The following is a 15,289-nucleotide window of genomic DNA, read 5'->3' on the forward strand; positions in this document are numbered from 1 at the left end:
GTATATAGACTCTTGTCCGTGCACTCGCAGGATGAGTCCTCCCCTCTTGAGTATCAAAATGTTTTTTGAAATATGAATCATTTATTTCTAAAAAGATTGCATATGTTGCAAAAATGTAATAATATATAAGTTATATAGTACCTCTTTGCAAATTTGTGAAGTAGTAACTCTACTTCTTGAACAAATTGATATAGCCTTATGGTTTCATTATACATTGAGAACGAGAACTTCGCAATACCATATACACTATATCCATTGCTAATTATGCGATTATCAATTTACATTTACACATGCTTTATTGCTCAAATAGCATACCAAAAAAGAGGGCTTTTGTTATTACCATATTTAAGAGGTGCATTATGGACTTTCATCACTTAAAATACTTCGTAGAAGTAGCGGATCAAAAAAGTTTCAGCAAGGCCGCAAGAAATCTTCACATTTCACAATCTGCTATTAGTCGTACTATAAAAGCATTAGAAGACGAGCTAGGTGTTGTGTTATTCATTCGTAATGCAAAATCTGTTGAAATGACTGATGGCGGCACCATCTTTTTAACGCATGCGAAACGTGTTGTATTCATGTTTGAACATTTAAAAATCGATTTCGAAAACGAATTCCGCTTAGAACAAGGTTCTGTATTAATTGGTTTACACCAGTTACAGACGCTCCAATCTTTGCACAATTATTAGGTGAGTTTAAACAAACCTATCCTCAAATCGAATTAGAGTTATATGAACATGGTTCTAAAAAAATAGAAATTTCTGTCCAAGAAGGTCTTATCGATGTTGGGATTATCTGTACAAAACCAAATTCAAAAGAATTTGACTCATTCTATTTAACGAGTGATCCTTTAAGCGTTATTTTACCAAAAGATAATCCATTAGCCTTAGAAGAATCTATTTCTCTTGATCAATTAGCAGATCAATCTTTTGTGTTACATAAAGATGATTTTAACCTTCATGATGAAATTGTAAAATCTTGTAAGTCTGTTGGCTTCCAACCACATATTGTATTTGAAACTAGCCAACGCGATTTGATGTTACAAACCGTAGCCGCTCACTTAGCAATCGCTTTATTACCTAGTCGTCTATGCCCTACGGAAGATGAAAATACAAAAGTAGGATCTAGCGTTGTGGTACGTCCTTTAGTAAATCCTGAAATTATGCATACTTTACACGTTATTTGGAAAAAAGGACATTACCTATCTCATGCTTCCCGCTTATGGTTAGACTTTGTGATGGCGCGCTTGCCATTGATTCCTGGCGACACCCATGATGAAACAGCTGAATAATCTGCTTCTGAAAGTAGGTCCTCTCCTAAAGAGGCCACTGTTCTGGATTATCCTCTACGTGCTAAGCACAACCTATTGGATGGTGTCACAACAACTAGAAATCAACGCTCTGAAAGAACGAGTTGACACAGAGCATACCATGGAACATAGCGATACATTTCACTATCGCTTGACCAACCTAGAAAACATCAGTAACTCTCACGGAGAACGACTAAAAGAACTAGAACGTGACAACTGGCAGCTCAAACGTTTCGCCAACCAACACCAGTTCCGCATCATGCAACTAGAGTGGGAACATCCCAATATAGAGGCCCCAGAACCAAGCAAATCCACACCGGTGAAAACACCATTCAAAGCAAACCCAACCAACGTCCCAGACGTTAAAAAATAAACAAAGGACTGTACCAAGTGCATCAACACTAAGTACAGTCCCTTTTATATTCCATTTACTACTGCATACTCCTTTGCGACGCCTACCTCAGCACTGACTGTATAAAAAAAGGGGGATATATGTCTGTAAAAAACAATTTGCGACAGCATGCTCCCATGCGACGCATACCTCAGCACTTACTACATTTGAAAAGGAGGGATATGTGAGACATAAAAACAATTTGCGGCAGCATGTTTTTATGTCTCACATATCCCTCCTAACCATTTCTAGTATAAGTGCTTAGTGTATAAGGAGCATCCATTCGAGGAACGTACACAGCACATAGGCTATGATAAACTTTACTTTTTGTTTCCGATCCCGGTCTTCATCAGCCACTTTCAATCGATGTGCCAAGAATCGTTTATCTCGTATTTGCATCAACATTTCCACGATGTGTTCTTGTCGTTTCATAACATTTTTATCATTCTCTAAAGCCTGCTTCTGCATAGCAATACGTCGTTGTAATCGTCGCATCTGGATCTTAATATTATTGCTCACAAATACAGATTGCCATTTTTTCCTCGTTTCAAAATACATGTAAATATAACGAGGAATATTCATGACCACAAAACTGAATAGCAAAATGCTCAAGGAAATAAAGAAATACGTAGAGAAAGAAAAGTCCTGTAGCTCTTCATGTGGTAAGTAATGGTTCAAGATAATAAAGCTCACCCAAACCCCTATGGGCATTAACAAAGCTGCCGCCATGTCAATGGAGCGAACCCAGTTCGTTTTTACCGGCATTTCAGGAGCTAAATAGGTTTCTAACTTCTGATGGAATGCATAATACTCCACTTGCAGCACAGATTGTCCCGATCTGATGGCTGTTAATAGCACCGGCCCTACGCTATCTTTTGGTCGCTGTGGCCAAGGAATAAACTCTCGTACAGGGCTATCCGGTGACAAGTCAAATCGAATAATACCTTTCTTTTCTAAACGCATAGATGATGTATCATCACCGATGCTGAAAGGATTAAAAAACATCCCTAATACATGCAAACTCCAATTTCCCAAAATATGAGTAATGATATTTAAAAATAAACCACCCATATCTACATTGGCTACATCTAATTTAAGCTGAATGGTAGATGTATAATCATCAAACCAAATATCATCAATATCAAATTCTACATTGATGACATTCCCCAATTTCGTGATGACATTCATGAATACCTTATTGTTTGGTTCAAATTCAAAAATAATGGAATGAAAGAACCAATGATTACGCACCACAGATCGCATCTTACGGTTCACCGCTTCTTCCTCAATGGATAGCATACGATGATCGTACAGCGTATTTCCATCTTCTAGTTGCTCTGGTAAACGTGGGGCTTCTATATGTGTTTGTGTAGTTACAGTATTGGCTAATTTCAACAGCTTTGTAACTAATTGTCCCATATATATCTCCTATCTAGTAGGTTATCTGAATCTAAGTGATACACTTTCATAGTTATCACAATTATATCATAGTCCCCTTACAAATGAAAGAAAAGCCCCACCTATACTAAATGCGTTCCATGCTCAATCGATGGTATTCGTAGAATCGACCTTGTAAAGCTAATAAGCGTTCATAAGTTCCACTTTCCACAATGCGTCCATCTTCTAAGAATACAATACGATCCATTTCATGAAGTTGTTCGATATGGTGTGTAATGTATAATACAGTTTTTCCTTGGAACAAAGTACTCAACTGATCTTGTACCAAGTGCCTTGTGACTTGATCTAATCCTTCTAGTGGCTCATCCAAAAGCAAAATCTCTGCATCACGTAAATACAAGCGTGCCATACCAAGGCGTTGTCGTTGTCCACCACTGAGACCCATGCCCCCTTGACCGACCATGGTGCGCAAACCTTTTGGTAATGTCCGTACCCAGTCCGCCAATTGCACCGCTTCTAAGGCTTGCCAAATGTCGTCATCTGTAGCACTCGGCTTAGCCAATCGGATGTTATCGCCAATTGTAGCATGGAATATATAGATATCTTGGGTAGCATATGCCATATACGATTGCAATTCTTCCTCTGAAAGTGCCCTTGTATCAACTCCATCAATAAAGATAGTACCACTGTATGCATACCATCCTTGTAACAGTGCAAACAATGTGCTTTTACCGGACCCACTAGGACCTACAATAGCCACTTTCTCACCTTTTTGAATGGACAATTCTAATTCCTCGTAAATAGGCAGTACATCATAAGCAAAGGATAGAGCTTGCATACGAATCATCGGAGATACTGTTTTATCCACGTCTATGGAACTCTGATGGTTCATGCTTTCTAATGATGTTTTCTCCTGTCCTGATCGATCGTCTAGCTGTTCCAATCGCTCCATAGCTAAAGCGCTTTCATAGCCATGCAAGGATGCTTCTGTCATAGGTTGTAAGGTTTCAAAGTAGGACTGCAATCCAATAGCGATAACCGCCACCCATAGCGGTCCGTAGGTAATGCCATCAATTACCCATAGGCCAACAATAATCCCTACTAATAAGGCAGATTGTGCTAACCCTAAGAGGATAGTCTGATTCCAACGAACGCCACGATTCCATAGACTCTGCCAACCATCAAAATCACGAAAAGATGCTTTCATAGACTGTACAAATCGTTTTTCTTGATGACTCATAATAATATCTACCACACCATGAATAGATTCGATGAGTTCCTCTTTCATACGCCCTCTTGTATGTAATCGCATAGGTGGGACTTGCCGTAGCACATAGGTAATGATCATTGGCAGCACTACGCCTACAAGAATACTGTACAATGCAATCACCATAGCTACTATCGGATGCAATTGGTATCCTATGATACAGCCTAGCACTGTAATAACGAGGAAGGACAAACTAGGCACTAAGGTGCGCAAATAAAAAAACTGTAGCGTCTCAATATCTGCCATAATCCGTCCTAGGAGGTCCCCCATTTTCATAGATTGAAAGATCCGTGGCACCAATGGTTCTAATCTTTTAAAGAAGGCAATACGCAATTCGTATAAACCTTGGAAAGCCATAGAATGCGACACATAACGTTCCCCATACCGACAGATGGCACGGCTAATCCCAAAGAATCGTACTCCAACAATTGCCAAGCTCAACACCACCAATAGAGGATGCTCTGAGGCTTTCGTTATGAGCCATGTGGACGTAGTAAGTAAGCCAATATTCATGAGCACCGTAGCCATAGCAAAAACTACACTACCCACTAGCAAGGCTTTATGCCCAGATAGTAACTTCCAGAGTGACCATAAGCCTCGGCGAATATTCTGTTGCGTATTTCCCATGGTATTATGCTCTTTAACATTCGATGCATGTGTATTATGTAACATTTCTATTTCAACTTGTCGCACTTTATCGTACGATGTATCGCCACTGCCATAGTCTGCTCCTAATGCTGGATTAGGAGATTCTGACTTTAGTGTCTCCTCCACTACCTTTCGCATCACAGGATTACTATAGGTATTCACTAGGGATGTAAAATATCCATTTTGTGCGATTAAGTCTCTATAACTACCAGATTCTACTAATCGCCCTTCTTGCATCACAAATAAAATGTCCACATACTTCATAGTTTGCACACGATGCCCCACATACAAGACGATTTTATCTTGCCCATACTGATGCAATACCTGCATAATTAGATGCTCAGTTTCCACATCTAAATGAGCTGTTACTTCGTCAAGAATAAGGATTTGTGCTGGTCGTAACAAGGTCCGTCCTAAGGCTAATCGTTGGCGTTGTCCACCGGACAATCCGTAGCCACCTTCTCCAATCAATGTATCTAATCCCTTTGGTAAAGTAGCTACAAAGTCAGCTAGCTGTACTTGTTCTAGAACCTGCCATAAGGTTTCATCAGTCGCCGGTAATCCAAATTGTAAGTTCTCCCGTAAGGTACCACTCATAATATATGGGGTTTGACTAAGATACGCAATCTGCTCATGGTACCATTGACTGTCTAAGGTTTGTAAATCATAACCATCTACGGTCACTTGGCCCTTAGTAGGCGTTAATAATTGCATGAGCACATTAGATATAGTAGTTTTACCCGCTCCACTTTCACCAACTAGCATATAAGAACGGCCACGTTCCAATACACCTGTAAAAGTGGCTAAGCCTACATGATCTTCTTCATATTCGTATGCCACATCCCGAAACTCAATAGTTTGAATCGGATCCTTAAGTGTTTTCTGACCTGTATGAATTACTTCTACACCTGATGTTACATACTCCTCCACTGCTGTAAGGCTCACTTTACCTGATAAACCCGTATGAAATGCAGATCCCAACTGTCGTAGGGGAGCATAGAAATCTGGTGCTAGTAGCAAAATAAAGAAAGCTGGTAAAAACTCTACTTCCCCATATACTAAGGATACCCCTAAGTAGACAGCAATCATGGCTGTACTTATTGTACCGATTAATTCTAACACTAAGGCAGACAAAAAGGCGATACGCAATACCTTTAATGTAGCATCGCGAAACTCTCCAGATAAACGACCTATCACATGAATCTGTTCTTTGGCACGACCAAATACTTTCAGTGTTGTTAAACCTTGTAATACGTCAAGGAAATATCCTCCTAAGAATTGCATTCGTTCCCATTGCTGCTTATTTAGTTTATCTGCTTCCTTACCAATGAGAATCATAAAAAAAGGAATCAAAGGGTAGGTTAGCAATAAAATCCAACCAATCCAAGAGATAGAATTAATAATAGCAATAGACAATATAAGTGGAATCAATACAGCATATAATGCTTGTGGAATATATTGACTCATATAAGCATCTACATGATCTAACCCATCAGTCAATATATGTGTGATAGAACCAGCACTCTCGGATTGACGTACCCCTTGAGATAACATATGGTGTAGCACACGATTGCGTAGGTCCTCATGAACTGCACTTGCAATATGATCTCGCAACCACTGCTCTCCATGGGTACAAACCATACGTAGAAAAATCATTAACATTAATCCTAGTATATAATCAAAAGATATATCTCCACCTTGTACTACTAGCCTATCAATAATACAAGCAAAAGCATATGCTTGCCCTAACGTTGCTACCGTGCCAAGCAAGGTAAACAATAGTAATCCTCCATAGGAACGAGGATGCAATTTCACTAATTGCCAAGCAAAGGGATGAATCATCGGACCTCCTTTCCAGAATACGTGTTAGTCGATTCTTATCATATGCAAGAAAAGGGACGTGTAATCACGCCCCTTTTAAAATCACTATAGATTAATAGTGTAAGTCATCTTGTGTAACACGATGACGGAAATAGTAGTATGCCCATGCTTGGTACGCCAATACGATTGGTACGAAGATGCACGCTACGATTGTCATCAATGTTAATGTATACGTAGAGGATGCAGCATTCATGATTGTTAAGCTGTACGCTGGATCAATGCTAGATACCATGATACGAGGGAACAATCCTGCAAAGTACGCAAGGGTTACAAATAGAATTGTCAATGCACTGAACACGAAACCTTTACCTGTTTGGCGAGCACGTGTAAAGCCCCAAGATACTAAGAAGCTAAGAATAGCTAATGCAAATGCTACGGTAGCTAATGTGCTGTTGAATAGGTCTGTGTACACATAGGTAGCTCCTACCAATACCAACGCACCTACTGCTGTAATCACACCTTCTACTAATGCAGCTGCACGAGCGCGTTCAGAGATGTCCCCTGTTGTTTTCACGGATGCATATAAAGCACCATGGTACAAGAATACGCACACGAAGGCAACGCCACAAAGAATCGTGTATACGCTCAATAAATCTAAGAACCCACCTACAAAGTTCATATCTTTATCGATAGGTGTACCTTGGATCAAGTTACCTACTGTAACACCCCAAAGAAGTGCTGGGATAGCAGATCCAAAGAAAATGCACCAGTCGAAAGCAGCACGCCATGTTGGGCTTTTATCTTTACTGCGGAAGTCAAAAGATACCCCACGAGCGATTAACGCTGCTAACATCAAGAACAATGCCAAGTAGAAACCACTGAATAAGGTAGCATATACTTGTGGGAAGGATGCAAACATAGCACCACCAGCGGTGAGCATCCATACTTGGTTACCGTCCCATACAGGACCGATAGTATTGATTAATTGGCGGCGTTCACGGTCTGTTTTACCCAAGAATGGGAGCCACATGCCTACACCATAGTCAAGACCTTCTAAAATAAAGAATCCCGTAAATAAAACACCTACTAAGATGAACCAAATTAATTCTAAGTTATTTGTAATTATTTCCATAATGTAGCCTCCTCTTGTTCAACCACATCATGAGCTGGGTTACCCGCTGGCCCCGCTTGAATATGTTTTACTGCCAAGTAGATTGCGGCAATTGCCATGACTACGTATACAGCTGTAAAACCGATAATTGTTGTCCAGATTTCTGGGGCTGTTACCACTTTAGATGCACCATCCGCCGTTTTTTGTAAGCCATATACAAGCCAAGGTTGACGACCCGCTTCTGCTACATACCAGCCTGTGGAGTTCGCAATGAATGGAAGGGCTAACATATGATAAATCGCTTTTAAGGCTGCTTTGTTATTAAGCAATTTGCCTTTCATATGCAAGTAGTAACCTACGATAGATGTAACAAGCATCAAGATACCTGCTAAAATCATCACACGGAAAGACCAGAACATAGATGTTACATGTGGCACATAATCGCCTGCACCGTGTTTTAGTTCTGCTTCTTTTTGAAGGTCATTGATACCTTTTACTTCGCCTTTGAAAGAATCATGAACTACAAAGGATAGCGCCCCTGGTACACCAATTTCAAAATTGTTCTTTTTGCCATCTTGGTCAATGCCAGCAACGATAGCAAATGGAGCTGGATCATGTGTTTCCCACAATGCTTCAAAAGCAGCTACTTTCATTGGTTGTAATTTGGCTACTGTTTGGCCTTGGAAGTGACCTGCGCCACTAACTAATAAACCACCAATTACTGCTGCACCTAAACCAAACTTAATAGATTTAGAGTAAAAATCTACGTGATTATTCTTCAATAAATGCCATGCACTAACAGAAGCAATGATAACACCTGCTGTTAAGATACCATCTGTAAAGATGTGCAAATATTGACCTGGTAAATACCCATTTTGTAGGATAGCCGCAAAGGAATCCATTTCTGCACGGCCATTACGAAGTGCATATCCAACTGGATGTTGCATAAATGAGTTCGCTACTAAAATCCAGAATGCGGATAAGTTACTTCCGATAGCTACCAACACTGCTACAAATGCATGTGCTTTAGGGGATAATTTATCCCAACCAAAAATCCAAGCCCCCATAAAAGTGGACTCTAAGAAAAAGGCTGTTAAGGCTTCTAACGCCAAAGGAGCTCCGAAGATATCTCCCATGAAGCGAGAGTATTCCGCCCAGTTCATTCCAAAATGGAACTCTTGAACGATACCTGTTACAACACCCATTGCAAAGTTAATTAAGAATAATTTTCCCCAAAACTTTGCCATTTTTTTGTACACTTCGTTTTTCGTACGCACATAAGTAATTTCTAGTATTGCTACTAATACTGTCATACCTAGCGTAAACGGAACGAAGAGCCAATGATAGATCGTTGTCAATGCAAATTGAAAACGAGCTAACAAGACTGCATCCATCATGTTAATTCCTCCTCACTTGAATACAATTTATACCACATGGTGCAATGATATTTGAATCGAACGCTCACGTTTTGCTAACGTTTCGAAATCAACATTTTTTAACTCTTGTATTAGTACAGCTTGAATTTTACCAACTGCCTCTTGTACGGCGCATTGACCATGGCAGCCACGAGAGCAACTTTCAGAGTCATATAAACAATGTTGTAAATATGTGTCTCCTTCTACCGCTGTTACCACATCATACAAACTAATATCTTTAGGCTTTTTGGCCAATGTAAATCCACCATCTACGCCTCGGTAAGAGTGCAATAATTTTGCATTCACTAAATATCTCATAATTTTTAGTAGAAATCGTTCAGGAATCTTGCTAGTACGCGCTAACTCTGAGCCTACCTTACGAGTACCAAAAGGTAATGTAGACATATATAAAAGAATACGAAATGCATAGTCTGTCGCTTGATTAAATTTCAATGAGTCCTCCTCTTTTGTTATCTATCCTTCATAAAACTCTATCCGTCATCAAAAGTACACTACTTAGGTATACTTTAAGCTTGCAAAAAAATGCTCGAGTGCAAAAGCGTTCGAGCATCTCTTGTTTCTATTATAAGAAATTATTGAGAATGTTGCAACCTATTTCTTCACAACTTCTTCATTTTTTATATATGTGCTAATGTATCAATAATCACATAAGCTAGTGCAGATACACCTGCAGATAATGGTATCGTAATAAACCAAGCAAATACCATAGACCTTGCAGTGCTCCAGTTAACCGCTCTTACACGCATGGCTGTACCTACCCCCATAATAGATCCACTCACAACATGTGTAGTAGATACTGGTAAATGCAATAATGTAGCTGTAAAAATAGTAATAGCAGAGTTCAAATCAGCTGCAAATCCATTAATACTTTCTAATTTAAAAATTTTACTACCTACAGTAGCAATAATTTTCCAACCACCTGCTGCTGTACCTAATGCCATTGCTGTAGCACAGGCAATTTTAACCCAAATAGGTACATCTAAGGTTTGTAAATGTCCACTAGCTACTAAGGTTAACGTAATTATGCCCATCGCTTTTTGTGCATCATTAGATCCATGCGAAAACGACATTAAGGCCGCAGATACTAATTGCATATTCCGAAATCGATCATTTAAGATAATTGGCGAAAATCGTCCAAATAGGATTAGCAGTATTTTCATAACAATATAGCCCAATACTAGCGCTAGAATAGGAGATGCTACCAAAGAAATAAAAATCTTACCAATCCCACCAGCTTGCAGAGCTTCAGGGCCTACAGAAATCAACACAGCACCAATGATACCACCAATTAAGGCATGGGAAGAAGAGCTTGGAATCCCATACCACCAAGTTAAGAGGTTCCAGAAAATAGCACCTACAAGAGCTGCAACAATAATTTCTCCGTTAATCATCTCTGGGGCTGTAACAATATCTCCACCAATCGTTTTAGCAACGCCCGTACTCACCATAGCTCCCAAAAAGTTTAACGTGGCTGCCATCATAACAGCCGTCTTTGGCGCTATGGCTCGAGTAGATACTGATGTGGCAATTGCATTAGCAGTATCATGGAATCCATTTATATAGTCAAAGGCCAATGCGAGCAAAACGACGGCCCATATCACCCAACCATCAAGCATACTTTAATACTACCCGGCGGAATGTTCCTACCAAAGTCTCAGATCCATCAATAACGTCTTCCATGGAGCTAAGAATTTCCTTCCACTTAATGATTTCAATAGGGTCACTGCACTCTGTAAAAAGTTTCGCCATTTCCACATGATAAATATCATCTGCCTCTGCTTCTAAACGCAACACCTCTAACGCACGACCTTCTACTTTCAGATAGTTCTTTTTTAAACTCCCCATATAAGAAATAGATTTTTTAATGTGTTTGCAACATTTAGCTACGATTTCTGCCATACGGATTGCTCCTGCAGTTGGTTCGCTTTGCACTTGATACATTACCATTTTATCCATAATTTCTTTAATATTATCAATCGTGTTATCTAATTGATCAATCAAAAGTTGAATGTCTTCACGATCCATTGGCGTAATAAATGTTTTACGCAAACGGTCCATAGTAGCCGCTACCAATTCATCTGCCTCATGTTCCTTTTGTTCAATTTCGCGAAGAGCTTCTCGCTTCTCCACTTCTCCTTCAAACACATCTTGCATCAATTGTGCTGCCTCATGACATAACTCAGCATGGTCATTGAGCATACTGAAAAACTTTTCTTCTTTTCCTTTTAAATTGAAAGCCATTACTTCCTCCAATAACTTACTATGTAATTTAGATAATTCCATTATAGCACGTTACCATTCACTTGTGCATACAAATTACAAAAGCCTATATACATTTTTTACTTTTAATACGTAATGCTATTCTTTTAGATATCTCTATTGTTATAATTGCCTATTTTTCAGAAGACTTCTACCTGTTGCCGCTTTGCTTTACTATCTTTACATCACATCTATGGGCGCAACAAAAATAGCTATCTTAGCACTACTATAATACATAGTTACTAAAGATAGCTATCGCAATCCACTATTTAATTAATTCTCGCTTTAAATGTTTAACTTCCGGTAAAATCAATTCTTTCATGGCTAGTGTAACAGCCCCTACTGATCCTGGAATAGCAAATAAAATCGTATGATCTTTTACCCCGCCAATAGCACGAGATGCCAACGCTTTCGTTCCAATATCATCACGGTAGCTTAAAAAACGAAATAACTCGCCAAACCCTGGAATTTCTTTATCCAATAAGGGTTGCACTGCTTCGATGGATACATCACGTTTGGCAATACCAGTGCCTCCAGTGCTAATAATAATATCTGCACCACTGACATTGCTCTCATAAGTCCAAGCTCGTACAGCATTATTTGTGGAAGTATCCAAAACTAGAACTTCTTCATCATAATTGCCAGTGAAAGCCTGATGAATGGCTCCTTGAATCTCATCAATTGTATCTGTCACAATTTGACGAGATACCACCACAAATCCAGCCTCGCGAGCTAATTCTTCAACTCGGGCTCCACCTTTATCTGTCTCTTTTGTTCTTGTATCAGACACTGTAATCACCGCTACTGTTAGGGGGCGGTCTGTAAATTCCATCATTGCCATATGTATGGTCCTTTCTATGTAGTACATGCTATTTAATATAAAATCATCCGCCAGTCTATTACTCTTAATAGGCTGGAACCAACATACTAGAAAACGTTTCTCAGATAGCTTCTAATACAGTATAGTAAGACTTGTAATGATATACCATCTTTCAAAATTTTAATACTCCAACTAGTACCTATATGTATAGTACCATATCTCCTATCGTAACTCCATAAGAAATGTTAAAGACCAAAAAATTCTTTTACTTCTTTTAACTGACCTTTTGTACAGGACACATATAGTTCGTCTCCACACTGTAATACTGTTGTGGCTACTGGTACAATCGGTTGTCCTCCTCGATCAATGCTGACGATCATAGATCCTCTTGGCATTTCAATATCTTTCAACATCGTATCTACATAAGGGCAAACGACTGATAGACGAGTTTGGAAAAATGTTTGCTCTTCTTCTGCTCCTACAATGCCTTGGCTCATACGAAGTAATAAATTATCATAAATTGGTAATTCTTTCATAAATTCAGCCGTTAAATAAGCAATAATGGCCACAGTACCTACTTGGTAAATACTGTGAAAGCTATTTGTCATTTCTAGTACCAATAATATAGCTAACAATGGAGTTCGCATAGAGGCTGCTAACATACCTGCCATACCACAAATGATAAAACTACTTCCAAAGGCATTCGGTAGCATGTGTAATTCTACTAATATACTATGCATCAATGCCCCCACTGCTGATCCAATTACAACCATCGGTAGAAATATACCACCTTGTGCACCATTACCATAACAAATAGAAGTTAACACAATTTTACCTATCACAATGTATAGCAATACTTGTAATGTCTGTTGATGAGCAACCATCATGGTCACTACATCATTACCACCACCTAGCAGCATTTGTGAATCTATGCCCAATAGAGTTACCCCAAGAAATGTTAAAGAAATTTTCCACCCTCTAGATATGGGTAGTCTATCGTATATTCCCTTCACACCTACAATCATACGATTGAAAATAACTCCAAAGCATCCCACAGCAACTCCTAATATGAAAAGTGTTGTGAAATACTCAATAGGAATACTTTCCATAACAGAAAATCCCAATGACGGTGTTAATCCAAATACTAAAGATGTAATTAAGTTAGATGATATGGTAGCAGAAAATGTAGGAATCACAAGCTTAGGATAAAAACTTTTATGCACTTCTTCAAATACAAAGATAGCTCCTGATACTGGTGCACTAAAAGCCGCTGTCAAACCTGCTGCCGCCCCTGCAGATGTTAAAATTCGCTCCTCACGTAACGAGCTACCAAACCAATTCGACAAGAGTTTTCCTGTAGCTCCACCCAATTGCACAGAAGGCCCTTCGCGCCCAACAGAAAATCCTACGATACCTGTAAAAGCACCACCAAAAAATTTAGATACCAACGTAGGAAAAGGATTCATATTAAAAATCCCCTTCATTTCTCCTTCAATTTGAGGTATTCCTGAACCTCCAGACAAGGGTGCCCATTTTAGCAAAAGATGACAACACCAACCTAAGATCATCATAACGATAATCCATATAATGATTTGCTCTATCGTAGCACTAGCCATGAATTCATGACGATATTCATTTCCCCAATGAATAATATATCTGAAAGCAGAGCCAATTATGCCTGCTACAATTCCTATAAGTATACCTTTTACTATTAATAGGAGAAATTCCTCACGATCAAAGGTATTAAAAAATTCTATTTTAGGTTTTTTGAAAATATTATTACGTGTAGTATGTATCATATTATCACCTTAGTTACCTTAATAATAGATATAGTATACAAGGTTACGATTGATTTGTCATTATGTAAAATTATCTTCATTATTTCACATATGTTGTTCCATGTTGCCTGGAAAGGGCTTGCAATAATAGTTTTTTCATTGGCAACTTCCTATGTGTTCCTGGCTGTGGATTTTGTGCGCCCTTTGGGCTTCAAAATCTTACGCCAGGAACTAAGCGATGCTCTATGATTTATGCGTCGCTTCTTCTTTTTTACCTTTTTATATTTTTCTTTTCCTGCTTTGTTCCTGGCTGTGGGTTTTATTCGCCCTTCGGGCTTTAAAACCTTACGTCAGGAACTAAGCGATGCTCTATGATTTATGCGTCGCTTCTTTTTTTATCTTTTTATATTTTCCTTTTCCTGCTTTGTTCCTGGCTGTGGGTTTTATTCGCCCTTCGGGCTTTAAAACCTTACGCCAGGAACTAAGCGATGCTCTATGATTTATGCGTCGCTTCTTTTTTTTATCTTTTTATATTTTCCTTTTCCTGCTTTGTTCCTGGCTGTGGGTTTTATTCGCCCTTTGGGCTTTAAAACCTTACGCCAGGAACTAAGCGATGCTCTATGATTTATGCGTCGCTTTGCTCCTTTAAATCATGAGCCCTGCTTATCCCAGGCCTTATTAGGTATACCATAGTTGCTACTTGATCAATCTGGCTGGAAACGGCCAGACCAAAATAATATATTGAATAAGAAAATAAAAAAGACGCCTTTCGGCGTCTTCTTTATTTTCTTAATCAGCAACTTCCTATCCTCCCAGGCCATTTCCAGCCAAGTACTTTCGGCGTTTACGAGCTTAACTACTGTGTTCGGGATGGGAACAGGTGGTTCCTCGTAGCCATCGTCACTGAATTTGTCAGGGTGTTCCCTGAAAACTACATAGAAAGATAATATATTAACTTACAAGTTTATTCTTTAAGTAAAGCCCTCGATCTATTAGTACCAGTCAGCTCCATGCCTTGCAGCACTTCCACACCTGGCCTATCAACCATGTC

10 protein-coding genes, 1 rRNA gene and 1 pseudogene are annotated in these 15,289 nt (G+C 39.2%); 2 read left to right on the forward strand and 10 right to left on the reverse strand.

The genetic code is table 11. The annotated features are described in order from the left end of the window. The first annotated feature begins 359 nt into the window (after positions 1 to 359). Together EO112_RS02210 and EO112_RS02215 are read left to right on the forward strand one after the other, a co-directional pair. Positions 360 to 1,291: pseudogene (locus EO112_RS02210) on the forward strand (LysR family transcriptional regulator). Between the two features lie 58 nt (positions 1,292 to 1,349). Continuing rightward, on the forward strand, positions 1,350 to 1,682 hold the full coding sequence (locus EO112_RS02215) for a hypothetical protein (RefSeq protein WP_127135528.1): 333 nt from the start codon (positions 1,350 to 1,352) through the stop codon (positions 1,680 to 1,682). Between the two features lie 279 nt (positions 1,683 to 1,961). Here the strand turns inward: EO112_RS02215 and EO112_RS02220 are convergent, their stop codons facing one another. The 10 genes from EO112_RS02220 to rrf all read right to left on the reverse strand — a co-directional run bounded on the left by EO112_RS02220 (position 1,962) and on the right by rrf (position 15,146). Then, positions 1,962 to 3,119 carry a hypothetical protein gene (locus EO112_RS02220; protein ID WP_009354136.1) on the reverse strand — a complete coding sequence of 386 codons (1,158 nt, stop codon included), beginning with the start codon at positions 3,117 to 3,119 and terminating at the stop codon, positions 1,962 to 1,964. A gap of 106 nt (positions 3,120 to 3,225) precedes the next feature. Next, entirely contained in the window at positions 3,226 to 6,855 is a 3,630-nt protein-coding gene (cydD, locus tag EO112_RS02225; protein ID WP_127162719.1) for a thiol reductant ABC exporter subunit CydD, read from the reverse strand. Between the two features lie 91 nt (positions 6,856 to 6,946). After that, positions 6,947 to 7,966: a cytochrome d ubiquinol oxidase subunit II gene (gene cydB / locus EO112_RS02230; RefSeq protein WP_062403412.1), complete on the reverse strand. Its 1,020-nt coding sequence runs from the start codon at positions 7,964 to 7,966 to the stop codon at positions 6,947 to 6,949. Next, positions 7,957 to 9,342 carry a cytochrome ubiquinol oxidase subunit I gene (locus EO112_RS02235; protein WP_082717814.1) on the reverse strand — a complete coding sequence of 462 codons (1,386 nt, stop codon included), beginning with the start codon at positions 9,340 to 9,342 and terminating at the stop codon, positions 7,957 to 7,959. Before EO112_RS02235 ends, cydB begins: the two co-directional genes overlap by 10 nt. A 27-nt stretch (positions 9,343 to 9,369) precedes the next feature. Further along, on the reverse strand, positions 9,370 to 9,813 hold the full coding sequence (locus EO112_RS02240) for an Rrf2 family transcriptional regulator (protein ID WP_009354142.1): 444 nt from the start codon (positions 9,811 to 9,813) through the stop codon (positions 9,370 to 9,372). Positions 9,814 to 9,998: 185 nt separating this feature from the next. Further along, positions 9,999 to 10,997, reverse strand: a complete 999-nt coding sequence (locus tag EO112_RS02245) for an inorganic phosphate transporter (RefSeq protein ID WP_009354128.1) — start codon at positions 10,995 to 10,997, stop codon at positions 9,999 to 10,001. Beyond that, positions 10,990 to 11,622: a DUF47 domain-containing protein gene (locus EO112_RS02250; protein WP_009354140.1), complete on the reverse strand. Its 633-nt coding sequence runs from the start codon at positions 11,620 to 11,622 to the stop codon at positions 10,990 to 10,992. Before EO112_RS02250 ends, EO112_RS02245 begins: the two co-directional genes overlap by 8 nt. A gap of 283 nt (positions 11,623 to 11,905) precedes the next feature. Further along, positions 11,906 to 12,481 (reverse strand): molybdenum cofactor biosynthesis protein B, encoded by a 576-nt coding sequence (locus EO112_RS02255; protein ID WP_127010940.1) that lies wholly within the window; start codon positions 12,479 to 12,481, stop codon positions 11,906 to 11,908. Between the two features lie 224 nt (positions 12,482 to 12,705). After that, positions 12,706 to 14,259, reverse strand: a complete 1,554-nt coding sequence (locus tag EO112_RS02260) for a ClC family H(+)/Cl(-) exchange transporter (RefSeq protein ID WP_127162721.1) — start codon at positions 14,257 to 14,259, stop codon at positions 12,706 to 12,708. Between the two features lie 770 nt (positions 14,260 to 15,029). Then, positions 15,030 to 15,146: ribosomal RNA gene (rrf, locus tag EO112_RS02265) — 5S ribosomal RNA — on the reverse strand. Between the last annotated feature and the right edge of the window lie 143 nt (positions 15,147 to 15,289).

This window comes from Veillonella sp. VA141, assembly GCF_003992175.1.
In the GTDB taxonomy this organism is placed as follows: Bacteria; Bacillota; Negativicutes; order Veillonellales; family Veillonellaceae; genus F0422.

Bases quoted from the DNA above. Each gene is read 5' to 3' on its own strand.
- EO112_RS02260 (WP_127162721.1), bottom strand. From the start codon at position 14,259: ATGATACATACTACACGTAATAATATTTTCAAAAAACCTAAAATAGAA.
- EO112_RS02245 (WP_009354128.1), bottom strand. From the start codon at position 10,997: ATGCTTGATGGTTGGGTGATATGGGCCGTCGTTTTGCTCGCATTGGCC.
- EO112_RS02235 (WP_082717814.1), bottom strand. From the start codon at position 9,342: ATGATGGATGCAGTCTTGTTAGCTCGTTTTCAATTTGCATTGACAACG.
- EO112_RS02250 (WP_009354140.1), bottom strand. From the start codon at position 11,622: ATGGCTTTCAATTTAAAAGGAAAAGAAGAAAAGTTTTTCAGTATGCTC.
- cydB (WP_062403412.1), bottom strand. From the start codon at position 7,966: ATGGAAATAATTACAAATAACTTAGAATTAATTTGGTTCATCTTAGTA.
- EO112_RS02220 (WP_009354136.1), bottom strand. From the start codon at position 3,119: ATGGGACAATTAGTTACAAAGCTGTTGAAATTAGCCAATACTGTAACT.
- cydD (WP_127162719.1), bottom strand. From the start codon at position 6,855: ATGATTCATCCCTTTGCTTGGCAATTAGTGAAATTGCATCCTCGTTCC.
- EO112_RS02255 (WP_127010940.1), bottom strand. From the start codon at position 12,481: ATGGCAATGATGGAATTTACAGACCGCCCCCTAACAGTAGCGGTGATT.